We start from the raw sequence: 25,225 nt of genomic DNA, 5'->3' as shown, positions 1-25,225 counted from the left end.
GCGTCGCTTAGGGAAGTCCCCGAGCCGCGGCGGTCTTCGTTTGAGGATCGTTGATGCGTCGAGTCGTTGTCACCGGCATCGGCCTGCTGACCCCCCTGGGACAGGGCCGCGAGCATAGCTGGAACGAAATCCTGGCCGGCAAGTCCGGCGTGGGCTCCATCACGGCGTTCGACGCCACTGACTACGCCTGCCGCGTGGCGGCTGAGGTGCCGCGGATTGACGGCCGCGGCGGCGGCGGTCCGGACGTTCCGGGCTCCTTCGATCCCGACCAGACCATGAGCGCCAAGGATCGGCGCCGGGTCGACGACTTCATTCTCTACGCCATCGCCGCCGCTGACGAGGCGATCGCCGACTCCGGCTGGAAGCCGGAAGCCGACGAGGATCGCGAGCGCACCGGCGTGATGATCGGCTCCGGCATTGGCGGCCTCGGCCCCATCGCCGAGAACGCGATCGAGCTGAAGGAGAAGGGGCCCCGCCGGATCAGCCCGTTCTTCATCCCTTCGGCCCTGATCAACCTGGCCAGCGGCCAGGTATCCATCAAGCACGGCTTCAAAGGTCCGAACCACGCGGTGGTCACGGCCTGCGCGACCGGCGCCCACGCCATTGGCGATGCGGCTCGCCTCATCAAGTACGGCGACGCCGACGTGATGGTCGCGGGCGGGGCGGAGTCGGCCGTGGTGCCGATCGGCATCGCCGGCTTCATCGCCTGCCGCGCCATGTCCACCGGCTTCAACGACGATCCGCAGAAGGCCAGCCGGCCCTATGACAAGGACCGCGACGGCTTCGTCATGGGCGAGGGCGCGGGCGTTCTGGTGCTCGAGGAGTACGAGCACGCGAAGGCGCGCGGCGCGAAGATTTACGCCGAAGTGGCGGGCTACGGCCTGGCCGGCGACGCCTACCACATCACCGCTCCGGCCGAGGACGGCGACGGCGGCTTCCGCGCCATGAAGGCGGCCATCAAGGACGCCGGCATCGATCCTTCCCAGATCGACTACATCAACGCCCACGGCACCTCGACGCCGCTGGGCGACGAGATCGAGCTGGGCGCCGTGGAGCGCATCCTCGGCAACGCGGCCGGCAAGACGACCATGAGCTCGACCAAGTCGGCCACGGGTCACTTGCTGGGCGCCGCCGGCGCCATCGAGGCGGCCTTCACCTGCCTGGCCATCCGTGATCAGGTCGCCCCGCCGACCATCAACCTCGACAACCCCTCCGTCGAGACCGCCATTGACCTGGTGCCGCACAAGCCCAAGCCGATGGAGATCAACGTCGCCATGTCGAACAGCTTCGGCTTTGGCGGCACCAACGCCTCCGTGGTGTTCAAGAAGGTCTCGTGAGCCCCGCCCGCCGCAAACGCCGCCGCCCCGTCCGCAAGGAGCAAGGCCCGCTGCGTATGGCGGGCGCGGTTGCGACCACTCTGATCGCACTGGCCGTTCTGGCCGGCGGCTGGGTCATCTGGAACTACGGCGGGCCCGGGCCCCGGGCGCGCGAGGGCGAGGTGACGACGGTGGTGCTGGAGCGCGGCTCCGGCCTCGCCGCCATCGCAGGTCAGCTCAAGGACGCCGGCGTCATCCGCAGCCAGGCTCTGTTCGTCGTGGCCGCCAAGCTGACCGGCGCCGCCAGCAGCCTGAAGGCCGGCGAGTACGAAGTCCGCAGCGCCGCCTCCATGGGCCGCATCCTGGCGGATATCCGCGCCGGTCGGGTCGTGCGCCACATGATCACCGTGCCCGAAGGCTGGACCAGCGAAATGGCCGCCGAGGCGGTGAACGCCCAACCCGTGCTCGTCGGGACCGCCGTCGCGCCGCCGGAAGGTTCGCTGCTGCCCGACACCTACCAGGTGCAGCGCGGCGACGACCGCAGCGCCGTGATCGCCCGCATGCGCCGGGCCCAGGAGCAGCTCCTCGCCCAGCTCTGGCCGAACCGCCAGATGGGCTTGCCCTTCACGACCCAGCAGGAGGCCCTGACCTTGGCCTCCATCGTGGAAAAGGAAACCGCCGTCCCGGCCGAGCGGCCCCGCATCGCCGCGGTCTATATCAACCGCCTGCGCCAGGGCATGCCGCTGCAGAGCGACCCCACAGTGATTTACGGTGTATCGAAAGGCCGCGCGCTCGGCCGCGGCATCACCCGCTCCGAACTCGACACGCCGACCCCCTACAACACCTACCGGGTGCCCGGCCTGCCCCCCACGCCCATCGCCAACCCCGGCCGCGCCGCCATCGAGGCCGTGCTCAATCCGCCCAGCACCAATGAACTGTATTTCGTAGCCAGCGGAGACGGCGGCCACGCCTTCGCTGCGACCTACGAACAGCACCAGCGCAACGTCGCTCGCTGGCGCGCCATCGAACGCCAGCAGGCCGCCGCCGCTGCGCCTGCCGCCGGCCGCTGAGGAGGTCCGAGTGCCGATTTCCGGGATGACGGGCTTTGGTCGCGCCGAGGGCGCCCACGGCTCCTGGACTTGGGCGGTGGAAGCCCGCTCGGTCAACGGCCGCAACCTGGAGGTCCGCTTCCGTGGGCCGCCCGGCTTCGACGGGCTCGAGCGTACGGCTCGCGAGGGCGCCCAGGCCCGCTTCCAGCGCGGCCAGCTGACTGTCGGAGTCCAGGCCAAGCGGGCGGAAGGCGCCGGGGCGGTGCGGGTCAACGTCCAGCAGCTGGAAGCCTACCTGAAGGCAGGCGGCCCTTACGTGGCCACCGGCATGGTCCGCGCCCCAAGCCTGGACGGACTGCTGTCGCTGCGCGGCGTCATCGAGGCGGACGAAACGGCCCTGGAGGCTGAGGCTCTCGCCGAACTGGAAGCGGCCATCGGCGCCTCCATTCTGTCTGCGCTGGACGGACTGGCCGCAGCGCGTCGGGAGGAGGGCAGCAGTCTGACGGGCGTGCTCACTGGCCTGCTGGACCGCATCGCCGCCTTGACGGCGCAAGCCGAAGCGGAAGCTGGCGGCCAGCCGGCCATCATCAAGGAACGTTTCGAGCGCCGCCTTACGGAGCTCGCCGGCGAAGCGGCCACGCCTGAGCGCATCGTGCAGGAGGCCGCAGCCCTCGCCGTGAAAGCCGATGTGCGCGAGGAGCTCGACAGGCTGGCCGGTCACATCGAAGCGGCCCGCGCGCTGGTCGGCTCGGATGCGGCGGTCGGCCGGCGGCTGGACTTCCTGACCCAGGAGTTCATGCGCGAAGCCAACACGCTGTGCTCGAAGTCGGCCCTCTCAGCGCTGACTGCTGTCGGCCTGGAACTGAAGGCCACGATCGAGCAGTTCCGCGAACAGGTTCAGAATGTGGAGTAGCAAACGATGAGCGGCGCCGACGATCCGTCAGCCAAGCCTTGGGAGACGGTCCGGCGCGGCCTGCTGATGCTGGTCTCAAGCCCGGCAGGCGCAGGCAAGACCTCGCTGTCGCGCCGCCTGGTCTCGGACTATTCCGACCTTACCCTGTCGATCTCCGCCACCACCCGTGCGCCACGCCCGGGGGAGGAGGAGGGCCGGGAGTACTTCTTCAAGACGCGCGAGCAGTTCGAGGCGATGATCGCCGCGGGCGAATTGCTCGAGTGGGCGACGGTGAACGGCAACCTCTACGGCACGCCCAAGGCGCCCGTCATGGCGGCGCTGGAGGCCGGTCACGACGTCCTGTTCGACATCGACTGGCAGGGCGCGCGTCAGATCGCCGAGAGCGCGCCCGACGACAGCGTGCGCGTGTTCATCCTGCCGCCCTCCTGGCTTGACCTGCAGCGCCGTCTGCGCGCCCGGGCGCAGGACAGTGACGAAGTCATGGAAGCGCGCCTGCGGCTCGGCCACGAGGAAATCAACCACTGGGCCGAGTACGACTACGTCATCGTCAACAAGAACTTCGACCGCGCCTACGCCGACCTCAGCCACATCTACCGGGCTGAACGGATGAAGCCGGGGCGAAATCCCTGGCTGCCAGGCTTCGTCCAGGCGTTGCAGGCCGAAGAGCTCTAGGGATGCCGGCGCGGTTCTCGCGCCGAGCCCTCCTGGCCGCAGCCGCAGGGCTGACGGCCCAGCCGGCATGGGCGCAGTCGCCGGTGAGCAGTCTCACCGCCCGGCCGGCGGCCACCTGGAGCGCCTACTACACGCGCCTGACGGCGCGGCTTGCGGATGCGGGAGGAGGTCGCTTCGATGCGGCGAGCGCCCGTGCGCTGTTGGAACGGTCGAACGCTGCCCGCGCTGCAGCCGGCGCGGGAAGCCTGATCTGGCACGATGAGCTGGCGCGCACCGCACGCGCTCACGCCGCCGACCTGGCCCAGCGCGTCTATGTGGAACATCTCTCGCCCGAACGCTTCGATCCCACAGATCGGCTGAACCTGATCGGCCGCACGACGCTCGGTTCGACGAGCGAGAACATCGCCTACCACCGCGGGGAGCAGCCGGGCACGCCTGATCGGCTCTTCGCGATCTGGCGCCGCAGCCCGCCCCATTGGACCAATCTCCTTCGCCGCAAGCACACGCACGCGGGTTTCGCAGTCGTGCGCAAGGCTGATCGCGTCTATGCCGTCGGCCTCTATGCCCGACCCGACGGGGTGCTCGCCGAGGCCGTTCCCTTCGAGGTTGGGGACGCGGGACTGCTGGCTGGGCCTGTGAGCGGGCTCGCCGTCGGCTTGCGGCCGCAGGTGTTCGACGCTACCCGGTCAGGCGGGCGCGCGTTCCCCCTTGAACGGATCGAAGAAGCGCCAGCGGGCGTCTATCAGCTGCAGGTGGGGCTGCCGCTCGACGCGCGGGTCGTGGAGTATCTGATCGGACCGCTTTTCGCCTGGCGCCCGGCCTAGAGGATCCAGCCCGCAGGCAAGGTCGCCAGCTTCACGCCGGCAAGCACTAGGCGATCGCCGTCTCCGAGGTCTACGACAGTGTCGGTGCCCGAGTCGATCAGGCTGTAGCCCGCGCCGGCCTCGATCCGCACACGGTCGCCTTCGCTGGCGTTGAAGTCCAGCACGCGATCCACACCAGCGCCCTTGAAAATGTTGAACAGGTCGCCGCCCGAGCCGCCGGAGAGCATGTCGCTCCCGCGATCGCCGCTGATCCAGTCCGCGCCGCCGCCGCCATAGATCACGTCGTCATCCTGCCCGCCGCGCAGGATCTCCGACCCCGAGCCGCCGTTCAGCGTGTCCGCGCCCATGTTGCCGTAGAGGATCGCGCCGCCGGCGCGGGCGGTGATGACGTCGGAGCCCTGACCCCCAACCAGCCAGTCGTCCCCGCCAGAGCCGCCGTCTATGCGATCGTCCCCCTTGTTGCCGTGCAGGTCGTCGAACCCGGCGCCGCCCATCAAGGTGTCGTTCCCGTCCTCGCCACGCAGGTAGTTGGAGCCGCCGCCTCCAGAGAGATTGTCGTCGCCTGCGCCGCCGAACAGGCGATCGGCGCCGCCGCCGCCCACGAGGGTGTCAGGGGCGGCATGGCTGAACGAGAAGGGCATGTCGTAGCCGCCGAAGTTCGTAAGGTAGGTCACGACGGTGGTGCCGTAGCCGTCTTGGGGCACGCTGGTCCCGCCGGACTCCAGAAAGGATTTCAGCGCCCACACCCCGACAAGGTGCGTCCCGGCGTAGAGACCGGACCCGGTGATGGCGACCCCATTCAGCGTCTGGCCTTCGTACTTCTCGAGGCCGAGCTGGTGGATGTCGTTCTCGACGTACTTGAACCAGGACTCCAGGGCTGCGTCCTGCGCGGCGGGTGACGCCAGGAAGCTCGCCTTGCTGTTCACCCCGAAGCTTGCCGCGAGCGGCGTCCACGCGCCGATATAGTCCCGAGCGGCGGTCGCATCGCCCTGGTAGAAGCCTGCCGCCTTCAGGCTTTCCTCGCTGAACTGCCAGCGGCCGAGATACTGGAGGCTCGAGACGAAGGCGTAGTTGTTGCCGCTCTCATATTGGCCAAGGGCGGTCCTGAAGGCCGCGTAGTTGCCGACGCTCATGTGCGCTCTCCCGTCTTCGGATTCGGCAAAGCTGGGCCGCTGGGCGGCAATGTGGCGGAGCTTGGCCTTGGGACAGGCGCGCCCTTGGGAACGCTGGCAAGAGCGCGGTTTTGCCGCGCCCGGCGCCGGCTCTTGTCGCCGGTCGAAGGCGGTGCTTTGGTCAGGCCAACAAGCGGGAGGGAATTGGAATGCGGCTGCGCGGAATATGCGCCTTGGCTCTGCTCGCGCTGGCGAGCGCCGTCTCCGCTGCGCCAGCCCGACCGCCCATCACAGGCGTTTCTCACCTGTCCGTCTATGCCGCCGATCTCGCCAAGGCAGAGCACTTCTACGTTCACGATCTCGGCGCAGTGAAGAGAGCGGACCCGGAGAACCCGCGCGGGGCTCGCTACCATTTCAGTCCGACGCAGTTCGTCGAAGTCCTGCCGCTGCCCGATGGCCAGACGTCGATCAACCGCCTGGATCATGCCGCCTTCACGACCACAGACGCTGAAGGTCTGAGGGCCTATCTGGCGTCGAAGAAGATCAGCGTGCCGGCGCGTGTGGAGCAGGGCGCCGATGGAAGCCGCTGGTTCCACGTCACCGATCCGGAAGGCATGCGCATCGAATTCGTGCAGGCGCCCGCTCGCCTGCCGCAGGTCGCTGCGAACCCGCTTTCCAGCCGCATGATCCACGTGGGGTTCATCGTTCATGATCGGGCGCGGCAGGATGCCTTCTACAAGGACGTGCTGGGCTTCCGATCCTATTGGGCCGGCGGCATGCATGAAGACCGTCCCACTTGGGTTTCGCTCCAGGTGCCGGATGGGCGCGACTGGCTGGAGTACATGATCGTCGGCACGCCCGAGGGCCGCGGCATTCCGTCCGACATGAACCAGGCGACGCTGGGCGTGCTCAACCACTTCGCCCTGGGCGTACAGGATATCCGGACCACCTATACGACGCTGTGGAACGAGGATCGGATCCACGACCAGAAAGGGCTGCCGCAGATCGGGCGGGACGCCAAATGGCAGCTCAACCTTCTCGACCCGGATGGGACGCGCGCCGAGTTCATGGAATTCAAAGCGATCGGAAAGCCTTGCTGCTCGCCCTTCATGGCGCCCGATCCCGCGCCTTAACGGCGCCAATCGCAGAACAGACACCATCAGGTCCCGCCAGAGGGCCCAGGAGGATACGTCCATGACCGATCCGATCTCACGCCGGACTCTCTTCGAAATGACCGTGGCGGGCGCCTCCGCAGCCGCGATGGCCAGCTCAGCGACCGCGCAGTCGGCGCAGCGTCCTGCGGCGTCTTCGCAGTCGTGGACCACCTATCCAGAGGGCGAGAAGGTGGGGTACGCGATCGTCGGGCTTGGCAAGCTGGCGCTGGAGGAGATCATCCCGGCGTTCAAGCACGCGCGAGGCTCCAAGCTCGCCGCGGTGGTGAGCGGCGATCCCGCGAAGGCGCGTCGCGTTGCGGCCGAAAACGGCCTGCCTGCGAGCGCCGTCTACAGCTATGCGGACTACGAGCGCATGGCGAATGATCCACGGATCCAGGTCGTCTACATCGTGCTGCCCAACTCGATGCATGCCGAGTACACGATCCGCGCTCTGAAGGCCGGCAAGCACGTGCTGTGCGAGAAACCGATGGCGACCACCATCGCCGACGGTGAGGCGATGATCGCGGCTGCCAAGCAGGCCAACCGCAAGCTGATGATCGCCTATCGGTGCCACTACGAGCCGTTGAACCTGGAGGTTATGCGACGGGTGCGGGCCGGCTCCATCGGCAAGCCGCGCATGGTGGTGACCAACATGGGTCGCCAGGCCGACCCCAACACGCCTTGGGATTCCTGGCGCCTGGACATGGGCATGAGCGGCGGCGGAGCGCTGGCCGACATGGGCGTCTATGGCATCAACGCCGCCCGCTACCTGCTGAACGAAGAGCCGACGGAAGTGACGGCGTGGTCGTACACGGATAGATCTGACCCGCGGTTCAAGACCACCGAAGACCTCATCGCGTGGCAGTTCCGCTTCCCCTCGGGTGCGATCGCCAACGGCTCCACGTCGTTTGCTTACTCGGCGACGGTGTCATTCCAGGTGATCGGCGAGACGGGCCGGCTGGTGGCCGATCCGGGCGCCTTCTACGGCGGCAACCGGCTGACGGTGGAAGGCCAACCCGGCGAGCGAAATCCGCAGATCGTCGAAATCGATCAGTTCGCACGGGAGATGGACTGGATGTCCGACGTCGTGCGCGGCAAAGCCCCGATGGTCGCGCCTGGCGAAGAGGGCCTGCAGGACTTGCGGCTGATGAAAGCCATCATGGACAGCGCAGCACGGGGCGGCGCTCCCATCAGGACCGACTGGGGTTATCGGCGGCCGGTGGACCCGGCTGCGGTCGTGGACGTCCCCCGCCGCGCCTGAACGAGCGCCAAGGTCACGCTTCATCGACCGTTCAGCCAAGCTACACTGATACTGCGAGCCTCAATTGGAGGCTGAAGCCATGACCACGCCGATGATGAAGACCTTGGCCTGCGGACTTCTGGGTCTGGCGCTTGCGGGGGCCGCGGACGCGCAGGGCTACCGTGCCGGCGGTCGGGGCGCCGCCGCCACCTTGTTCGAGGGCCCAAACTTCACGGGCCGCAGCGTCACGATCAGCACCGAGACGGCGAACCTGTCGAACTATGGCTTCAACGATCGGGCGCGCAGCATCCGGCTGCAGGGCCTCTGGCGGCTCTGCGAGCATTCCGACTTCGGCGGACGTTGCGTAGAGCAGCAGGGCGATGTGCCGGAGCTGAACACCATGGGCCTGGCCGAACGCATTACCTCCCTGCAGCCAATCGGTGGGCGGGGCGAGGGCGGTCGCGGTCCCGATCGCGGCGGCGGCGGCGGTTGGGATCGGGATCACCGGGATGCGCGGGGGATCGAAGGCAGCGGCAGCGTCTTCTTCCCGCGCCCGACGGTGCGCGGCATCGATGTGGCGGCGGGCTCCAATGGCGCCAACACCTTCTGCCGCAGTCAGGGGCTCGGGCCGGCTCTCTACTTCGACTCGAGCACGCGCGCCGCTCAAGCGGTGGCCCCGGAAGGACATGTGATCGGTCGGTCGACGGTTCTGCGGGACCTGCTCTGCCGACGCTAGTCAGGCGATCCTGCGGCCGGAGCCGTGCTCCAGCCGCAGAGCCTGATCAGACTAGCGGGTCGTCGGTGGTCAGCGGCTGACCGATGGTCAGCAACACCTCGTCGCCGGCGAAGGTGTCGGTGTCCGGCGCCGGGTCCGCAGCAGGCTCGGGCAGGAGTTCTGGCTCTGGTGCGGCCTGTGCGGCAGCGGGGTGGTGCTGGGTGTAGCCCTCGGCCCGCCCATGGGTGACGTACCAGTACTTGGCGTAGTCCTCGACCGTCTCACCGCCGACCCGGTCGGCCCAGGCGCATGAGTGGCGGTCGTTCTTCTCGCCGTAGTACTGCTCGAAGAAGGCGCGGAAAACATCGGGCCGCTCGTCCAGCAGCTGCTGGACATTGATCCCCTCCGCCGCCTGCTTCTCGGTCTGGGCGTAACCTTCCCAGCGGCCATACTTCTCGTACCAGTAGCGGGCGTAGTCTTCCGGCGTCTCGCCGCCGACCCGCTTAAGGAAGGCGTCCGAGTTCCTGTCGTTCTGGACGTAATAGGCCTCGTAGAAGCCGCGCAGGACGTCCGGACGCTCCTCCAGGATGCGCTGCAGCGAGACGTTGTCCTGCGCCGTCATGGCGCCCTGGTTGTAGCCTTCGTACTTCCCGTAGCGGCCGTACCACCAGGTGGCGTAGGCCTCGGGCGTGGCGGCGCCCACCCGCTCGGCCCAGGCAGGCGAGTCGCGGTCGTTGTTGTTCCCGTGGTAGGCCTCGTAGAAGCTCTTCAGGACGTCGGGGCGGTCGACAAGGATCTGGTCCGGCAAAATGACCCAGTTGTCGCGCACCGGCCCGGCCGCCTCCTTAGGGGCGGAGACGGAGTCGCTGACCGGCGGTGGCGGCGGCGATTCCTGCACCGGCTGGGCGGCCCCGCCAGCTCCGAGTTTGATCAGGTCCTCAAGAACCTCCGGGGAGAGGTCTGGCAGTGCGTAGTCGTCAGCAGCTGTCGGCAAGGTCGTGTTCCAGCATCGGAGGTCCGGGTTGCTGGAATGGCCGCGTCGTGCGCCGACGGGCAATCATAAGGAACTTATAAGCTCAAGTTGCTGACCTATAAGGATTCCATAGGTCAGAGCCGCGCCGGGACGGGCGTATCCTCCCACCGCAGGCGCTTGAGGACGTAGCCAAGCACGCCCGAGACGGCTGCGAACCCGGCCAGGACGTACAGGCCGCCGGAGTAGCTGCCGGTCGCTTCCTGAGCCCACCCGACCACATAAGGGCCGATGAACCCGCCGAGGTTTCCGACGGAGTTGATCGCGGCGAGGGCGGCCGCTGTGCCGGCGCTGGCCAGCATCATCGGGGGCAGGGCGTAGAAGCACGCGGGCTGGGAGTAGAGCCCGATCGCCGCCGCGGAAATCGCAACCAGGGCGATCGTGGACGGCCCGATCAGGCCGGCGGCGAAGAGCCCGGCGGCGGCAAGCACCATGGTCAAGATGGTGTGCCAATGCCGCTCGCCCGTCCGGTCCGAGCTGTAGCCCCACAGCAGGGCGCCGACCGTGGCGACTGCGAACGGGATCACCGACAGGAAGCCGCTCTGCGTGTTCGACAGCCCCATGCCTTTGAGGATCAGCGGCAGGAACAAGCTGATCCCGTACATAGCCGTGGTGCGGCCGATGTAGATAGCCGACAGCAGGGCGACGCGGCGGTTGGCGATCAACTTCAGCTGCTGCTTGGGCGAGGCGTGGACCTCGGCAGGGCCGCACTGCTTGGTCAGCCAGGTGCGTTCTTCCTCGGTAAGCCAGGCCGCGTCGCGCGGCTTATCGGTCATCACCCGCAGAACCACGAAGGCGAGCAGGACCGAGGGCACCGCTTCGAGGATGAACATCCATTGCCAGCCATGCAGGCCCATGAAGCCGTCCATCTTCAGCAGCGGCGCGGAGAGCGCCCCCGCAACCGCGAAGCTGAGCGGCTGGGCGACCAGGAACAGCGCGATGGCTCGCGCGCGGTACCGGGGCGGGAACCAGTAGGTGATGTAGAGGAGGATGCCGGGCACGAATCCCGCCTCCGCCGCGCCGAGGAGGAAGCGGACCACCAGGAAGCTGGTGTGGTCGACCACAAAGGCCGTCGCCCCGGAGATGACGCCCCAGGTGATCATGATTCGCGCCATCCAGAGACGTGCGCCGACCCGCTCCATGATCAGGTTGGAGGGGATCTCGAACAGGAAGTAGCCGACGAAGAAGATCCCTGCGCCCCAGGCGTAGCTCAGCGCGGTCAGGCCGAGGTCCTGGTTCATCGTGAGGGCTGCGAAGCTGACGTTCACCCGGTCCAGGTTGTTCACCAGGAACATGATGGCCATGAGGGGCGCGAGGCGCGTCATGACCTTGCGCATGGTCCGCCGCTCGATCGCGCTCTCGGCGGCGCCGTCCTGCCCGGCGTAACCCGTGGCGAGAGTGTCGGTCATGCTTCCTCCGGCCGTCTTTGCGGCTTCTCGTAGATCTCTGCGACGGCGGTGCCGTCCTTCATCTCGTTCCCCGCCGCGCTCCAGGCGTGGTAGCGGGCGACCACCTGCTCAATCAGCGGCAGCTCCAGGCCAAGCTCCTCGGCGAAGCCGGCGAGGTTCTTCAGATCCTTGTCGAGCTGGCGCGCATAGCCGCGGGGTGGATCCCAGTCGCGTGCCGCCATTTGAGGATAGATGCGCTGAAGAGCCTGGCTGTCAGCAAGCCCGCCTGCCAGAGCGCCTGGCAGCTTGGCGGGGTCGAGGCCTGCAGCCTTGGACAGCGCCAACGTCTCGGCCATGAGCATGTAGGAAGCGCCGACGATCGCTTGGTTGACGATCTTGGCCGTCTGGCCCGCGCCTAGCGGTCCCAAGTGCGTGGCGTTGGCGGCGATGTCGGCGAGCACCGGCCAGGCGGCCTCGACGCTTGCTGTATCCCCTCCGACAAGCGCGGTCAGCTTGCCCGTCCCGGCCAGGGGAGGGCCGCCGGAGAGCGGCGCGTCAACCCAGTCCATGCCGGCTTGCGCCTTGAGCCGCGCCGCGAACTCCCGCGCCTTATCCGGATTGATGGTCGAGGTGTCGATCAGCAGGGTGGCTCCGCCTTCCGCCTGCGCAAGGCCGTCCGGGCCGAAGCAGCAGGCCTCCACCGCCTTGGCGTCGAGGACGCAGAACAGGACGATGTCCGACGCTGCGCGCACTTCGGCAGGGCTGCCAACAACGACAGCGCCAGGGACTTCGGCGTAGCGTTCGGGCTCGAGGTTCCACACTGTGACGGACCAGCCCTGCGCCAGCAGGCGGCGGGTCATGGGCGCGCCCATCAGACCAAGGCCGACGAACCCCAGGCGCTTGCGGTCTGTCATGCGGCGACTCCAGCCTCGATGCGATAGAAGCGGCGGGCGTTACCGGCGAACAGCGCCGCTTGTACACTGTGGCCAAGGTCGTCGGTCGCGGCTGCGAAACCGTCGAAGATGGTGCCCAGCCCGCCCACCAGACTGTCCACCGGATAGTTGCTGGCGAACATGCACCGCTCCGCGCCGAAGATATCGATGGTCTGCCGGATGATGTCGCGATTGCGCGCCAGCGACCAGGGCGTGCCGGGCTCGCCCAGGCCAGAGATCTTGACGGCCACATTGGGCGCGGCCGCGAATTGCGTCATCGCCGCTCGCCAGCCGGAGAGTCCATTGGCGCTGCGATCCGACGGCAGGCCGGTGTGGTTGAGAACGATCAAGGTCTCGGGGAAATCGGCGTTCAGCTGGGCCGCTTCAGTTAAGTGCCACCAGGGCGTCTGAAGGTCGAAGGAAAAGCCATGGGCGGCGAGTTGGGCGTAGCCACGGCGCCAGTCCGGATCGCTCATCGATCCCGGTGCGCCAGGCTCCATGGCGTCAGGCGCGGGGGCAGCAGTTGGCTTGTGCCGCACGCCGCGGACGAGCGGGAACGCCGATTGACGGGCGAGCACGGCGTCTGCATCCGGCGCGTTCAGGGCCGCGTGACAGACCATGACGGTGGGCAGGCCCTCGCGAGCGGCGAGGTCATGCACCCAGCGGGTCTCCCCCACCGGATCGCGCCGGTCCCATTCGGTTTCGACAAACACCGAGCCTGCCAGCGAAAGGGCCGCCGTGTCGCGACGATAGTCGGTGGGGAGATAGTTGCGGCGGATGGCGCTGTAGTCGCCGTAGCGGAACGAGATCTGGGGCTCGTCGGACAGCCACGGGAGGTAATTGCGCTCCAAATCCCAGAAATGCTGGTGCGCGTCGATGACGGGCAAGTCGAGCAGGGCCGTCTCCCGGGAACGTCAGGAGACTCCGGTCCCAATCGTATGCGCGCTTGTCAACGCTCAGGCTGCAGCGGGTTGACGTCCCAGGCGGTCGGCAAGCTTGAACACGAAGGGGTTGAGCACGATCGACAGCAGTGCGGCCGCAAGGATCAGGTCGTGAGTGGGCCGGCTCAGGATCTGGAGCTTCACCCCGACGCTGGCGAGAATGAATGAGAATTCCCCGATCTGCGCGAGGCTCGCGGCGATCATCAGGGATGGGCCTCGCTCCATCTTGGCGACCGACGTGATCGCCAGGGCGGCGACGGACTTGCCGACGACGATGATCGCGAGAACCGCCGCCACTGCGCCCGGCTGCTCGATGAGCACCGTCCAATCGAACAGCATGCCGACCGAAACGAAGAACAGCACGGCGAAAGCGTCGCGCAGGGGCAGGGAACGCTCCGCTGCGTTGTGGCCGAGGGGTGTCCCGTTCAGCACCAGGCCTGCGATGAAGGCCCCAAGAGCAAAGGACGCTCCGAAGACCGCGTAGGCCAGGTAGGCGATGCCCAGCGCGATCGCGAGCACGCCCAGTGTGAAGAGCTCGCGCGAGCGGGTATGGGCGATGCGCACCAGCAGCCAGGGGAGAACGCGACCGCCGACCAGCAGCATCAGCGCCACGAACACGCCGACGCTGAGCAAGGTCGTTCCGATCTTCAGTCCCACTGCGCCGAGGTTGGGTGTTGCGCCAGCGGACGCCAAGAGCGGCACGATGACCAAAGCCATGACCATCACCAGGTCTTCGACGATCAGCCAGCCGACGGCGACCTGGCCTGCCTCGCTCTTCACGGCCTTGCGTTCTTCAAGGGCGCGCAGCAGCACGACAGTTGACGCGACGGACAGGCAAAGACCCATCAGGGCCGCCTCGGCGTCTCCCATGCCGAGCAGTCGCCCGACGCCCCAGCCGAGCACCGTCGCCAGGGCGATCTGCGCCACGGCGCCCGGTACGGCGACCTTGCGCACCCTCAGCAGATCGGCGGGGGAGAAGTGCAAGCCGACCCCGAACATCAGCAGAATCACGCCGACTTCGGCGAGCTGGCCGGCCAAGCCGGTGTCCGCAACCCAGCCTGGAGTGAAGGGGCCCACCACCACGCCGGCCAACAGGTAGCCGACGAGGGGCGACAGCTTGAGCCTCAGGGCCAGCATGCCGAACACGAAGGCGAGCACGAAGCCGCCGACGAGAGTGAGGATCAGGCTGTCGTCGTGCGGCATCCGCGTCCTTGAACCATGTGCGTGAGCTCCCGACGTGGCTTTCCGGAGACCCAAGGTCAAGGCGCGGGCGGCGTGTTTCTGAACCTGCACCTTGCCAAGCCGACGTAGCGCCGCTCTCGTTCAGCCAAATCCAGGGAGATGCCGATGATCCGCGCCAGCCTTCTGCTTGCCTGCCTGTTGGCCACCAGCGCCGGCGCCCAGACCGGCGCACGCTATGCCTTGCCCGCGGAGGTTCGCCACCCGGAGGGCATTGCGTATGACCCGGCGCGTGGGATGATCTTCACCGCAAGCGCTGTGGACGGCACCCTGGCGGTCGTGGACGCTCGCACGGGCGCTGCACGCGCGATCGCCGCGCCCGAGATCGCCCGCCAGATCGGCGAAACCTTCCCTGGCGCACTCGGGATGAAACTCGATCCTCGAGGCCGGCTTTGGATCGCCGGCGGGCGGACGGGCAAGGTGTTCGTCGTCGATCCCACGAGCGGGCGCCTGATCCAGACGCTCGACACCACTGGATCAGGCGCCGGTCTGATCAACGATCTCGTGTTCGTGGGCGATCGCGCCTACCTGACCGACACCTTCCGGCCGATCCTCTGGACGGTGGCGGCAGGCGAGCGGATCGGCGCTGCGCCTGAACGGTTCGTGGAGTTTGCCGGCACGCCGCTGCAGTACGGCGAAGGCGCCAATCTGAACGGTATCACGGCGACGCCAGACGGGCGCACGCTGCTGGTCGGTCAGATGAACAAGGGACTGCTGTTCCGCATCGACATCGCCGATCGCAAGGTCTCGCCCATTGATCTCGGCGGGGAGACAGCGCCCGGCGCTGACGGTCTGATCCTCAAAGGTGACCTTCTCTATGTGATCCGCCAACCGGCGGCCGAGATCGTGACGGTGCGGCTCGCTCCAAACCTGTTGTCCGGAAAGGTTCTCGCCCGCACCCAATCTGCGGGCCTGCTCTGGCCAGCGACCGGCGTCATCGTCGGCGACGAGCTGGTGGCGGTAAACAGCCAATTCAACCGTCGCAACTCGGGCGAACTCGAGCAGCCCTTCACACTGCAACGTGTGCCGCTGGCGGACCTCGGCCGCTAGCCGGGGATGGATGGGGGCTCTTCACGCGTCGTGATGAGCCCCGAGACGGTTTCCCAGTTACGGATCGCGAGGCTGCGGATGCTGTCCCGCACCGTCACGAGCTCCTGGTAGGCTTTGCAGGTCAAGAGCAGGTCGTTGCCTTCGCGCACGATCCAGCCAGCTTGGGTCAGCTCCGTAAGCTTACGGCGCACGGTTTCTTTCGGAATGCCCGTCGAGTCCGAGATCGAGCGCGTGTTCGTGCCCAGGCTGGGCAACACGCCGACAGGGTTGTTCTCGAGCTCGTCGTTGGTGAGTTCGCTGAACCGCTGATCCTGCGCAGTCCGTACGCCGATCACCAAAAGGATGAGGAACTTGTCCGCATCGTCGCCGCAGGCCTTGCGCGCCACCTGCATGAGTTCTGCCAGCGGATTAAGCAGGTCCTTGGCGACCGCTGGATATTGTTCGGCGAGAAGATCGACGACGAGGTTACGCAACTGAACTCTTCCCGAAACGGCTATGGCCATGAGGGGCCGGGATATCGCTCCCGGCAGGCGGTCCGCTCCCTGCCGGGGCCGGCGTAGCGGACTGCGGTCGATTGACGGCTCTGGCCCGCTTGCCGGCCACCCCCCGCGGGATTTGGCGTCCGATAGGTAGCAGACGCGGTTCCTCCGACCGGAAGGAAGTGGCCCGATTTGGGCCGCTCAACCGTGGCTATTCGTCGCCGACGTAAGGTTCGAGCAGGCGCTCCGCGAGAAGTTCGGCCTCGACCTGGGCTAGCGCGAACGCCTGCCAGCCAAATCCGGGGTGGCGAAGGCAGAGCACTTGCACGCCAGGCTGGCCCTCGCACCACCAAGCCGGGTCACGCAGCGTGGCAATGCGCGCAGGCGGCTCCAGTGTCTCGGGAACGGCGTCGGCCATTGCGGCTCGTACAGCGCCCAAAGCCCGGATCAACTCGTCCAAATCCGCCGCATCGGCCGCTCCGCTCACGCTGAGGCCGCTGGGATCAACAGCCTCGATCATCGCTGTGAGGCGGTCCTCGTCGAGGGTGAGGTTGAGGGTCAGACTGGGCATCTGATCTTCCAACGGCGAGACCCGATCAAGGCTCCATCGCTGGAGACGAGGTGGGCTGCGAGGGAAGGGGGGGGGCCGGCTCCACGCCTCAAGTCAGGGGGTGCATGTGAGTATGCGGGAGCCGGCCGGACCGCCACGGTCGGGGGGGGCTGCGTGGCGATCGCAGCAAGGAATGCGCGCCCCGGCGCCAGGTTCCAGGCCAGCGCCGATCATTCGCGGAAAGTGCGCTCAGGTCAGATGCAGCCGCGCGCTAGCGGAAGGTCCAGACCACGGCGGCGGTCAGCACGAGCAGCAGCCCCGAGAGGATGCGGTAGTTCTGAAACCACGGCCTCGATCTCAGGACTTCCGTTTCCGCGCGCCAGTCCGCGAGCCGGAAGGTCATGGGCCCGACCCGCTCCACGTCCGGCGGCGCCGTCATCAGGCTGACGAGCGCCAGCGCGGCGAGGCTGAAACCGAAGATCACGCCGGCTGCGATCAAGAAGTGCATCGGCAGCACGTGGAACACCTGGATGGCGAGAAACAGCGCCGCGCCCGTGAGCGCGCCAACCGACAGGGCCGCCGCTGCGCCCGAGGCGTTGGCTCGCGGCCAGAAGATGCCGGCCACGTACAACGCTGCGATGGGCGGCACCGTGTAGGACAGCATGCCCTGAAGGTACTGCATGAGGCTGCTGGACGCGTGCTCCAGAACCGGGACCCAGGCCACCGATACGGCCGCGAACACGGCTGTCGCCCAGCGGGCCGTCTGCACTAGCGCGGCCTCGGAGGTCTTCGGCCGGAAGCGGGCCACGAAATCCATCGCCAGCAGAGTGGAGGCTGCGTTGTACGTCGAGGCCAAGGTCGACATCATCGCCGCCAGGAAGCCCGCGATCACCAGGCCCATCAGCCCGTGAGGCAGCAGGCCGAAGATCAGCCGCGGATAAACCTCGTCCGGGTGGCGCAAGTCCGGGAAGATCAGCAGGGCGGCGGCGCCCGGCAGCACCATGAAGACCAGGACCGGGAGCTTCAGGAGCGCGGCGAACAAGCTGCCCCAGCGCGCCTGGTCCAGGGACTGCGCCGAGAGCACCTGCTGCATCATGAACTGGTTGGAGCACCAGAAGTAGAAGCCCATGATCGGGATGCCGATCACCAGCCCCGTCCAGGGCATGGCTGGATCGTCCGCGGGGCGGATCAGGCTGAGTTTCTCAGGCGGCACGCGGGTCATGACTTCGTGCCAACCGCCGGCGTGCTGAAAAGCGAAGACGGTGATGACGAGGCCGCCGACCAGCAACACCACCGCCTGGACCACTTCGGTCGCCAGCAGCGAGCGGAGCCCGCCGGTGACGCTGTAGAGCCCGGTGATGCCAGCGAGAACGGCGGCGACCTGCCAGAGCGGAACCTCGGGCGCCAGCATCCGGAACATCAAGGCTCCGGCGAACAGGGTGCCAGCTGTGTCCAGCAGGACGTTGAGCAGGATCGTCAAAGCCGAGAAGTAGGTCCGAGCGAATGGCGCGTACCGGCGCTCCAGGAATTCCGGCATGGTGAAGATCCGCGCGCGAAGGATCACCGGCATGACCAGAGCGCAGGACAGCACGATCATCGGCGCCGCGGTCCATTCGTAATTGTAGACCGAGATCCCGTTGGCGTAGGCGGCGCCTGCGAGCCCGACCAGCGTGGAGGAGGAGATGTTGGCGGCGACCAGCGCCAGGCCGATCACTGGCCACTTGCTGGCCCGGGAGTTCAGGAAAAAGGCTTCGGTGCCCGCGCGTCGGCGGGCGACCAGCAAACCGACACCCACGACGCCGATCAGGTAAAGGCCGATGACGGCCTGATCGAGGCCGGTGAGCAGCTGGATTCCGCTGTCCATTCCCTATTGGGCCGCGATCACGCCCGGCGGCTCAGCGGGGCAGTGTTCGCGAAGGAACTCGTCGTGGGTCGGCAGCGTGTCGACAAAGGCGGCCAGCCGCGGCCCGGCTTCGTCCAGCGTGCGGCGGATAACCTCGAACGGCATACGATCCACCAGCTGATCGTAGCGCTTGGGCGTGACCCCCATGCCGTCCAGCACAGACTGCCAGCTCGGATTGCGGAACAGCTCGTCCAGCCCTTCTCGCATCAGGCCGCTTTCGCGGTAAAGCTCGATGCGCTCGGTAAGGGATGCAGGCGGAGTGATCGCCTTGGCCGCGCGCCAGAACGGTGTGTCTTCCCGCTCGGTAACGCAGTAGTGCAGCACGATGAAGTCGCGGATTTCCTCATAGTCCGCAGTCATGCGGCGGTTGTACTCGGCGGCGAGCGCAGGCGCGCAGTCCTGGTCCGGCATGTAGCGGAACAGCATGTCGATCGCGCGGTAGACTAGGTGGATGGCCGTAGATTCCAGCGGTTCGATGAAGCCTGACGCCAGGCCGACGGAGACCACGTTCTTGTCCCAGATGCGGTGACGCACGCCGGTCTTGAACGGGATCACCATCGGCTTGGTCAGCAGCTCGCCATCCACCTTCGACAGCAGGACCTCGGTCGCTTCCTCGTCGGAGATGAACTTGCTGGAGAAGACGTAGCCGTTGCCGGTCCGGTGCTGCAGCGGGATGCGCCAGCGCCAGCCGCTGTCCTGCGCTTCGGCGACGGTGAAGGGCGTGGTCGCGCCGCGGTTCTCTGTCTGCACGGCGACGGCCCGGTCGCACAGCAGGACGTCCGACCAGTCATGGTAGCCCACGCCCAAGGTCTTCTCGATGAGCAGGGCGCGGAAACCCGAGCAGTCGATGAACAGGTCGCCGGTGACCTCCTCGCCAGTTTTCAGCACAAGCTTTTCGACGAACCCGTCGGACGGGCGGGTCTTCACCTCAGTGACGATGCCCTCGGTGCGCTTCACGCCTTTGGCTTCCGCGAACCGGCGCAGATATTGGGCCACCAGCCTGGCGTCGACGTGCAGCGCGTAGTTGGCCCCGCCGATCAGGGTGCGCTGCGCCTTGAAGGGCAGCATGAAGCGGCCCTTCTCGGCCATCACAGAGGCCGGGGCGAAGTCCTGCAGGTTCGAAGGATGGTTCTCTGTCAGCTTGGCCTTCAGCCAGCACTGAAAGAACTCGTGGATGTCGATGGCGCCGCCGATCGAGCCGAAGGGATGGAAGTAGCTTTCGCCTTTGCGCAGCCAGTCCCGGAACGAGATCCCCAGCTTGAAGCTCGCTTGCGTCGCCTGAATGAAGTGCTGCTCGTCGATGCCCAGGTTGCGGAGCAGGGTGATGAAGGGCGGGATCGTCGACTCGCCGACCCCGATCGTGCCGATGTCGTCGGACTCGACGAGTTCGATCTGCGCCATTCGGCCTTGGAGGTGGTGACCCAGCATTGCCGCCGTGACCCAACCTGCGGTGCCGCCGCCGACGATGACGATCTTCTGCAAGCGTGACATGGCGCTACCCTATCCGACCGCAGCGGCTTCAGCGCGCGCGGTCTGCTGGAGAAATTGAGTGTGCGGCGGGGCGGATGCGACGGCTCGGGCGATGGCCTGACGCATGTCCGCGAGCCTTGCCCGGAGCGAATTCGGCTCCACCGCATCCACACCGGGGTCCCAGACCTGCGGCAGACATTCGAAGCCGGCGTAGATCGCCAGCCAGCTCGCCGGCTGGAACATCTCCCACCGGTACCGGACGAAGTGACCTCTCGCCCGCCAGAGGTCGATCTTGTGCTGCAGGCTGTCGGGCACGTCCATCTCGCGCGCCTCGCGCCAGAAGTCGGAGTCCGTTCGGCCATTCAGCTTGTAGTGCAGGATGATGAAGTCGCGCGTACGCTCCATCTCGCGGCGCGACCAGTCGTTGAACTCGTCGCGCAGGGCAGGGTCCATGCTGCGGTCCGGAAACAACTGGCGCAGCTTCTCGATACCCGTCTCGATCAGGGCGATGGAGGTGGACTCCAGGGGCTCCAGGAAGCCGGAGGCGAGGCCCAGGGCCACACAGTTGCGGCTCCAGGCCAGCTTGCGGCGGCCCGGATGAAAGCGAATGGCGCGCGGCTCATGCAGCAGCCGGCCCTGCACCGCACCCGTCAGCAGGCGCAGCGCTGTCGGCTCGTCCATGTGGCGGCTTGAGAAGACATGTCCATTGCCGTCGCGATGCTGCAGCGGGATCTTCCAGCGCCAGCCCGCTGGCTGCGCCGTCACTTCAGTGAAGGGCGCGGGATCGCCCGCGCTTTCGCTCTGCACCGCCAGGGCGCGGTCGCAGAACAGCCACTGGCTCCAGTCTTCGTAGCCGGCGCCGAGCGCCTCCTCGATCAGGAGCCCGCGAAAGCCCGAGCAGTCGATGAATAGCTCCCCTGTGACAGTCTCACCGCTGTCGAGCTCCACGCCTTCGATGAAGCCGTTCTCCGGCCGCAGCTTGACCTGGCGGACCTTGGCGTCGATGCGGCGCACCCCCAGCGTCTCGGCATGACGTCTCATGAGCTGGGCGAACAGGCCGGCGTCGAAGTGCAGGGCCCAGTCGAAAACCGCGAGCGGGGAGGGCGGATTGCGCGGAGGGAGGTTGAAGCGGCCCGCTGCCGCCAGGCTGGCGCCCAGCGAATACTCGCCCAGCTCAGCAGCTGCTCCCAGACTGCGGGCGCGCAGCCACCAGTGTTGGAATTCGATCCCGTTCAGCTCGTGGCCGAAAAGGCCGAAGGGATGGATGAATGAGCGGCCCGGCCGGCTCCAGTCGGTGAAACGGATGCCGAGTTTCGCCGTGGCCTGGGTCGCACGCATGACTTCGGCGTCGGAAAGGCCGAGTGCGCCGTAGAAGCTGCGGATGGTCGGAATGGTGGCTTCGCCGACCCCGATGGTGCCGATCTCGGAGGACTCGACGAGGGTGATCTTCAGCGGCGTGCCGCGAAAGTGCTGCGCCAGGCGGGCGGCCGCCATCCAGCCGGCGGTTCCACCGCCGACGATGACCAGGCTCTGGATGCGTCGGTCGTTCATTGGCGTCCCAGGTCTTCCCTGCGGAATCGACCCTCAGCCTAACCCGAAAAAGAATGGCCGCCGTGCACGCACGGCGGCCATTAAGGGGGGTCTTGTTACCAGCGGGCGCGGACGCCCAGGGTGTATCGGGACTCGAATTCGTTCTGCCAGGCGTACTGGTGGACGTCGTCGGTGAAGCGGAGGAAGTAGTCCTCGATCTCACCCGTGACGTTCGAGCCGTTGGCGTAGAGCGTGATGTTGTCGTTCAGCGAGTAGCTGACGTTCACGTCCACATAGCCCGTGGAGTCCTGGAACACCGGCAGGCCGCTCGCCATCACGCCGTTCAGGCGCTCCGTGCGGTAGTTGTAGGCGACGCGCACCTGCCACTTGTCGTCCTGGTACCAGCCGATGAGGTTGTACTGGTGCTTGGAGTTGTCGACGAAGGGCAGCTTGTCGCCGGCCAGGTCGGTGCGTTCCTCCTCGCTGGGCGAGAAGGTGTAGTTCGTGTCGACGCCGAAGTTCCGCAGGAACGGCGTTTCGATGAGGTCGCTCAGCGCGATCTTCGCCCCAATCTCGACGCCATCAACGGTGCCGCCTTCGCCCTGGACGTTCAGGCTGACCGGCACATCGCGCCGGATCACGCCGTCCTGGTCGGGGAACCGGCCCGTGGTTTGGCCGGAGGTGACGAAGCTTTCGATGTCCAGGCGGAACACCGAAACATTCACCATGCTGGCGCGGCCGAAGTAGTACTCGACCGCCGCGTCATAGTTGTTGGAGCGCCACGGATCGAGCTCGGGGTTGCCGGCCGAGCTGGCGCCGGTGACGATCCGAATGCCGAGGCCCGGGTCATCCGCAGTGAAGATCGACAGACCGCCGCCGTAGTTCATCAGGTCCAGCGGCTGCATCGTGCGGCTGAAGGCGAAGCGGAATTTCCAGTTGTCGCCGTAGTTGTAGACGAGGTTCAGCGACGGCAGCCAATCCGTGTACTTCCGACGGGTGACGACGTCGCCCGCATCGGCGTTGGTGTCGCCGTAGTTGCGCACTTCGCCGGTGAGGTTCTGCTTCACCGTCATTTCGGTCTGGATGACCTTCAGGCCGAGGTCGCCGACGAGGCCGCCCCACTCGAAGGTCGCCGCGCCGTAAGCGCTGCTCTCGTTCAGATCGACGTCGAAGGTCTGGCCCGGAACGATGCCGCGGGTCGTTTCACCGAACACCCGGTTCATGAAGGCTTCGGCGTCGTCGAAGTCACGCGGATCGGCCGCCCAGACGCCAGGCAGACCGGAGGTGATGCCGCCGAAGTTCTCGAAGAAGATCGGGTTGTTGTACTTATCCAGGCGGGTCGGCGCGTTCACCGTGTAGCCTTGGAACACCATCTGGCCGGTAACCGGGTCAGGCACCATCTCGCCCGCCTGGCACTGGTTCTGGTTCATGACCACGTCGATGGCCTTCCACTGCGCGGAGCAGCCGGCCGGATCCGACGCTCCGTTACCGCCGTAGAAGTTCGAGAACAGGTGGAACTGCTCGACGTTGACCGAGCGGTCGCTGCGGCGCACGCCGCCGTCGACCTTGGTGATCAAGCCGAACAGCGGCGCGTCCTGGAACTGGTAGTGGACGTCGACACGCATGACCGACAGGTCGGACTTGGCTTCGTTATTGCCTTCAGACGAGAAGGCCCCGACGGCATAGCTGTCCAGATTGGCCATGTAGTCGCGCAAGGTCTTGCCCGCGCCCAGGCCGCCGGAGATCGGACGGTCGAAACCGCTCCACACGGGGCTGCCGCCCGCGATGTTGTACGTCAGTTGCGGGTTCTCGCCGTAGCCGAGCGGGTTCGGGTCGACGAACCGGCCGCCGTTGCTGCCCACGATGTTGTTCGTGTAGCGCGACGCAGGGAACTGGCTGGCGATGTTCGCGGGGTAGAAGGTGCCGCGGGTCCGATCGTTCGGGTCGCGGAACAGGGTGAAGCGGCCCGGCCCATAGCGCCAGTTGGAAAGGTCGCCCTGAACCTGACCGTTCATGCTCAGACGCTCGGCGCTCGCGCGGATCGCACGGGCCTCGAAGGTGAGGGCGCCGCCGTTGTCATAGTTGAGCTGCAGGTTGTAGTTCTTGGACTCGGACTTGTTGGTCCGGTTCACGCTGAAGGAGTTCACCCACCAGGCGTCGACAGCGTACTCGTCCACGGCCAACCACGGGCGGCCGTTGCTGCTCAGGCCGGTGTTGGTCGACTGCGTGGGTTGCACCCACTGACCGAATGCGTCGCCAGACCAGCGGTTGGAGATGTTGAGGCCGACCGCCCGGTTGTACTCGTCCAGCTTCGCGTAGAAGCCTTCGGCCAGCAGGGTGAAGCCTTCGCCAAGGTCGAATTCCACTGCAGCGTTCACGCCGATACGGTCACGCTGCACGACGCGGTTGAAGCTCTCGTAGCCGTGCGGCGAGATGAAGTTGTTCGGCGCCGAGCCGCCCCAGTCGTTGTTGCCTGACAGGCCGCCCATGCCGCCCGCGGCGATGCCGGAGTAGTTGTTGCCGAGGTTGGCGCTGCTACCGGCGGCTGAAACCAGGACGCCGACGCGGTCGTTGCGCCAGCTGACCAGGCCGTTCAGCAGGTAATCGTTCTCTTTGGTCTGTTCGCCGCGCTGATACTCAGCCGCGCCACTGGCCGTGAAGCCCATGGGCATGGAGGACGGGCGCCGGGTGCGCAGGTCGATCGTGCCGGAAATGCCGGACAGGGCGTTGCGAGGGTCGGTCGACTTGAAGACCAGCACCGAGTTCATCAGCTGCGACGGAACGTCGGCGAGGTTCGGTTGGGCCTGACCCAGGTTGCCGGCGGACAGGTACTGCTCGCCGTTCAACAGGGTGATGACCTGCGACAGGCCGCGAATGTTGACGGTGGTCCCTTCACCGGCGTCGCGCTTTATCTGGATGCCCGTCACGCGCTGCAGCGAGTCGGCGATGGTGACGTCCGGCAGCTTGCCGATGTCTTCGGACGAGATCGCGTCCACGACCGCCGTCTGGCTGCGCTTCACATCGACCGAAGCCATCTGCGATGCGCGGACGCCGGTGACGACGACTTCCCCGATTTCCGTGCCGTCTTGCGCGGCGACATCCTGCGCCAGAACCGGCGAGGCGAGCACCAAAGGCGATGCGCCGGCCACGAGGGCCAGAGCGAGATTGCGCGTAAACGCGCGCTTACGTGTGAAGTTCGACACCGTTTCCCTCCCGTATCGATCCCTATGAGCGATTGTCCCGCTCGCACTGGGCAAGCGGGCAACACCCGGTTTTTGGCTGCTCTCCGCTTCGCCATTGGCGAAGCCGATTTGCCGCGGTGGACAAATGACAGCGTTGTCTCAGGTCGCCAAGATCGTCAAATGTCCTGTCCGTGTCAACAGCAGTGACCTTCGCTGTCATCTAGTGGCGGTTGTTCTGGACGTCATAACTCCTGAGGCGGGAGTTTGGATTGCGACCGGTAGCGGTCACATTTCAGAAGCGGCTAGCGTACTGGGAACGCTAACATTTCCGACAAACCAGGGATTTGTGCTCGGCAGGCTGCGTTCACATTGAGGTAGTCAAGCTCCTGCGCCCGACGGGTCCGCCCGGCCATCCGGCCATTCTGAAAGAGCGGTGGAATGTCCATCGTTGGACAATTGCGACGCCCAGGATGTCCTGCTAGCTCTGCCAAAAAGCGGACAGCCGCAGCCGTACCGCTTTGGATGGTGCGGCCCGT

Annotated in this window: 21 protein-coding genes; 9 read left to right on the top strand and 12 right to left on the bottom strand. The window is 66.8% G+C overall.

All coding sequences use genetic code 11. The features are described 5' to 3' along the window. The first annotated feature begins 53 nt into the window (after positions 1–53). From fabF to DJ018_RS16885, 5 genes are read left to right on the top strand one after another with little or no spacing between them, the layout of a single operon-like run. Positions 54–1,337 (top strand): beta-ketoacyl-ACP synthase II, encoded by a 1,284-nt coding sequence (gene fabF / locus DJ018_RS16905; protein WP_111516164.1) that lies wholly within the window; start codon positions 54–56, stop codon positions 1,335–1,337. Continuing rightward, positions 1,334–2,386, top strand: coding sequence for an endolytic transglycosylase MltG (mltG, locus tag DJ018_RS16900; protein WP_240609591.1), 1,053 nt, complete (start codon positions 1,334–1,336; stop codon positions 2,384–2,386). The genes fabF and mltG overlap by 4 nt, the downstream gene beginning before the upstream one ends. A gap of 10 nt (positions 2,387–2,396) precedes the next feature. After that, entirely contained in the window at positions 2,397–3,278 is an 882-nt protein-coding gene (locus DJ018_RS16895) for a YicC/YloC family endoribonuclease (protein ID WP_111516162.1), read from the top strand. Between the two features lie 6 nt (positions 3,279–3,284). Further along, the gene (gene gmk / locus DJ018_RS16890; RefSeq protein WP_111516161.1) at positions 3,285–3,950 is read left to right on the top strand and encodes a guanylate kinase; all 666 of its coding nucleotides are present in this window, start codon (positions 3,285–3,287) and stop codon (positions 3,948–3,950) included. A 2-nt stretch (positions 3,951–3,952) separates the two neighbouring features. Then, entirely contained in the window at positions 3,953–4,774 is an 822-nt protein-coding gene (locus DJ018_RS16885; protein WP_111516160.1) for a CAP domain-containing protein, read from the top strand. Here DJ018_RS16885 and DJ018_RS16880 read toward each other — a convergent pair. Then, the gene (locus DJ018_RS16880) at positions 4,771–5,907 is read right to left on the bottom strand and encodes a calcium-binding protein (protein ID WP_111516159.1); all 1,137 of its coding nucleotides are present in this window, start codon (positions 5,905–5,907) and stop codon (positions 4,771–4,773) included. The two genes, DJ018_RS16885 and DJ018_RS16880, sit on opposite strands and share 4 nt — an antisense overlap. Before the next feature lie 212 nt (positions 5,908–6,119). Between DJ018_RS16880 and DJ018_RS16875 the strand changes: the two genes are divergently transcribed. From DJ018_RS16875 to DJ018_RS16865, 3 genes are all read left to right on the top strand, one after another. Further along, on the top strand, positions 6,120–7,019 hold the full coding sequence (locus tag DJ018_RS16875; RefSeq protein WP_240609590.1) for a VOC family protein: 900 nt from the start codon (positions 6,120–6,122) through the stop codon (positions 7,017–7,019). Between the two features lie 61 nt (positions 7,020–7,080). Continuing rightward, positions 7,081–8,301, top strand: coding sequence for a Gfo/Idh/MocA family protein (locus DJ018_RS16870; RefSeq protein ID WP_111516157.1), 1,221 nt, complete (start codon positions 7,081–7,083; stop codon positions 8,299–8,301). A 79-nt stretch (positions 8,302–8,380) separates the two neighbouring features. After that, a complete protein-coding gene (locus DJ018_RS16865) occupies positions 8,381–9,016 on the top strand; it encodes a beta/gamma crystallin family protein (protein WP_111516156.1) in 636 nt (211 codons plus the stop codon). Positions 9,017–9,062: 46 nt separating this feature from the next. Here DJ018_RS16865 and DJ018_RS16860 read toward each other — a convergent pair whose 3' ends face one another. The 5 genes from DJ018_RS16860 to DJ018_RS16840 form a co-directional block, all read right to left on the bottom strand. After that, on the bottom strand, positions 9,063–9,989 hold the full coding sequence (locus DJ018_RS16860; protein ID WP_111516155.1) for a hypothetical protein: 927 nt from the start codon (positions 9,987–9,989) through the stop codon (positions 9,063–9,065). A 113-nt stretch (positions 9,990–10,102) separates the two neighbouring features. Next, entirely contained in the window at positions 10,103–11,434 is a 1,332-nt protein-coding gene (locus DJ018_RS16855) for an MFS transporter (RefSeq protein WP_111516154.1), read from the bottom strand. Next, positions 11,431–12,327: an NAD(P)-dependent oxidoreductase gene (locus DJ018_RS16850; protein WP_111516153.1), complete on the bottom strand. Its 897-nt coding sequence runs from the start codon at positions 12,325–12,327 to the stop codon at positions 11,431–11,433. Before DJ018_RS16850 ends, DJ018_RS16855 begins: the two co-directional genes overlap by 4 nt. Further along, positions 12,324–13,232 (bottom strand): amidohydrolase family protein, encoded by a 909-nt coding sequence (locus DJ018_RS16845; RefSeq protein WP_205853802.1) that lies wholly within the window; start codon positions 13,230–13,232, stop codon positions 12,324–12,326. The genes DJ018_RS16850 and DJ018_RS16845 overlap by 4 nt, the downstream gene beginning before the upstream one ends. Before the next feature lie 69 nt (positions 13,233–13,301). Continuing rightward, the gene (locus DJ018_RS16840; RefSeq protein ID WP_111516151.1) at positions 13,302–14,489 is read right to left on the bottom strand and encodes a cation:proton antiporter domain-containing protein; all 1,188 of its coding nucleotides are present in this window, start codon (positions 14,487–14,489) and stop codon (positions 13,302–13,304) included. 144 nt (positions 14,490–14,633) lie between these two features. On the opposite strand from DJ018_RS16840, the gene DJ018_RS16835 reads away from it, so the two are divergent. Then, on the top strand, positions 14,634–15,575 hold the full coding sequence (locus DJ018_RS16835) for an NHL repeat-containing protein (RefSeq protein ID WP_111516150.1): 942 nt from the start codon (positions 14,634–14,636) through the stop codon (positions 15,573–15,575). On the opposite strand, the gene DJ018_RS16830 is transcribed toward DJ018_RS16835, so the two are convergent. The 6 genes from DJ018_RS16830 to DJ018_RS16805 all read right to left on the bottom strand — a co-directional run bounded on the left by DJ018_RS16830 (position 15,572) and on the right by DJ018_RS16805 (position 24,710). Continuing rightward, entirely contained in the window at positions 15,572–16,048 is a 477-nt protein-coding gene (locus DJ018_RS16830) for a hypothetical protein (RefSeq protein WP_111516149.1), read from the bottom strand. The two genes, DJ018_RS16835 and DJ018_RS16830, sit on opposite strands and share 4 nt — an antisense overlap. A gap of 217 nt (positions 16,049–16,265) precedes the next feature. Next, positions 16,266–16,625, bottom strand: a complete 360-nt coding sequence (locus DJ018_RS16825) for a hypothetical protein (RefSeq protein ID WP_111516148.1) — start codon at positions 16,623–16,625, stop codon at positions 16,266–16,268. Positions 16,626–16,875: 250 nt separating this feature from the next. Further along, positions 16,876–18,468, bottom strand: coding sequence for a sodium:solute symporter (locus tag DJ018_RS16820; RefSeq protein ID WP_111516147.1), 1,593 nt, complete (start codon positions 18,466–18,468; stop codon positions 16,876–16,878). 3 nt (positions 18,469–18,471) lie between these two features. Further along, entirely contained in the window at positions 18,472–19,998 is a 1,527-nt protein-coding gene (locus DJ018_RS16815; RefSeq protein WP_111516146.1) for a tryptophan halogenase family protein, read from the bottom strand. A gap of 9 nt (positions 19,999–20,007) precedes the next feature. Continuing rightward, positions 20,008–21,528, bottom strand: coding sequence for a tryptophan halogenase family protein (locus DJ018_RS16810; RefSeq protein WP_111516145.1), 1,521 nt, complete (start codon positions 21,526–21,528; stop codon positions 20,008–20,010). A gap of 95 nt (positions 21,529–21,623) precedes the next feature. Then, entirely contained in the window at positions 21,624–24,710 is a 3,087-nt protein-coding gene (locus DJ018_RS16805) for a TonB-dependent receptor (protein ID WP_111516144.1), read from the bottom strand. Between the last annotated feature and the right edge of the window lie 515 nt (positions 24,711–25,225).

The organism is Phenylobacterium deserti (assembly GCF_003254705.1).
Classification (GTDB): domain Bacteria; phylum Pseudomonadota; class Alphaproteobacteria; order Caulobacterales; family Caulobacteraceae; genus Phenylobacterium; species Phenylobacterium deserti.
Note: the sequence above shows the minus strand (reverse complement) of the source record. Positions and strands in the feature narration are given on the sequence as shown.

Excerpts from the sequence above, each read along its gene's own strand:
- DJ018_RS16840 (WP_111516151.1), bottom strand. The coding sequence starts at position 14,489 with ATGCCGCACGACGACAGCCTGATCCTCACTCTCGTCGGCGGCTTCGTG.
- DJ018_RS16825 (WP_111516148.1), bottom strand. The coding sequence starts at position 16,625 with ATGCCCAGTCTGACCCTCAACCTCACCCTCGACGAGGACCGCCTCACA.
- gmk (WP_111516161.1), top strand. The coding sequence starts at position 3,285 with ATGAGCGGCGCCGACGATCCGTCAGCCAAGCCTTGGGAGACGGTCCGG.
- fabF (WP_111516164.1), top strand. The coding sequence starts at position 54 with ATGCGTCGAGTCGTTGTCACCGGCATCGGCCTGCTGACCCCCCTGGGA.
- DJ018_RS16855 (WP_111516154.1), bottom strand. The coding sequence starts at position 11,434 with ATGACCGACACTCTCGCCACGGGTTACGCCGGGCAGGACGGCGCCGCC.
- DJ018_RS16880 (WP_111516159.1), bottom strand. The coding sequence starts at position 5,907 with ATGAGCGTCGGCAACTACGCGGCCTTCAGGACCGCCCTTGGCCAATAT.
- DJ018_RS16815 (WP_111516146.1), bottom strand. The coding sequence starts at position 19,998 with ATGTCACGCTTGCAGAAGATCGTCATCGTCGGCGGCGGCACCGCAGGT.
- DJ018_RS16850 (WP_111516153.1), bottom strand. The coding sequence starts at position 12,327 with ATGACAGACCGCAAGCGCCTGGGGTTCGTCGGCCTTGGTCTGATGGGC.
- DJ018_RS16820 (WP_111516147.1), bottom strand. The coding sequence starts at position 18,468 with ATGGACAGCGGAATCCAGCTGCTCACCGGCCTCGATCAGGCCGTCATC.
- DJ018_RS16870 (WP_111516157.1), top strand. The coding sequence starts at position 7,081 with ATGACCGATCCGATCTCACGCCGGACTCTCTTCGAAATGACCGTGGCG.
- DJ018_RS16810 (WP_111516145.1), bottom strand. The coding sequence starts at position 21,528 with ATGAACGACCGACGCATCCAGAGCCTGGTCATCGTCGGCGGTGGAACC.
- DJ018_RS16865 (WP_111516156.1), top strand. The coding sequence starts at position 8,381 with ATGACCACGCCGATGATGAAGACCTTGGCCTGCGGACTTCTGGGTCTG.
- DJ018_RS16885 (WP_111516160.1), top strand. The coding sequence starts at position 3,953 with ATGCCGGCGCGGTTCTCGCGCCGAGCCCTCCTGGCCGCAGCCGCAGGG.
- DJ018_RS16835 (WP_111516150.1), top strand. The coding sequence starts at position 14,634 with ATGATCCGCGCCAGCCTTCTGCTTGCCTGCCTGTTGGCCACCAGCGCC.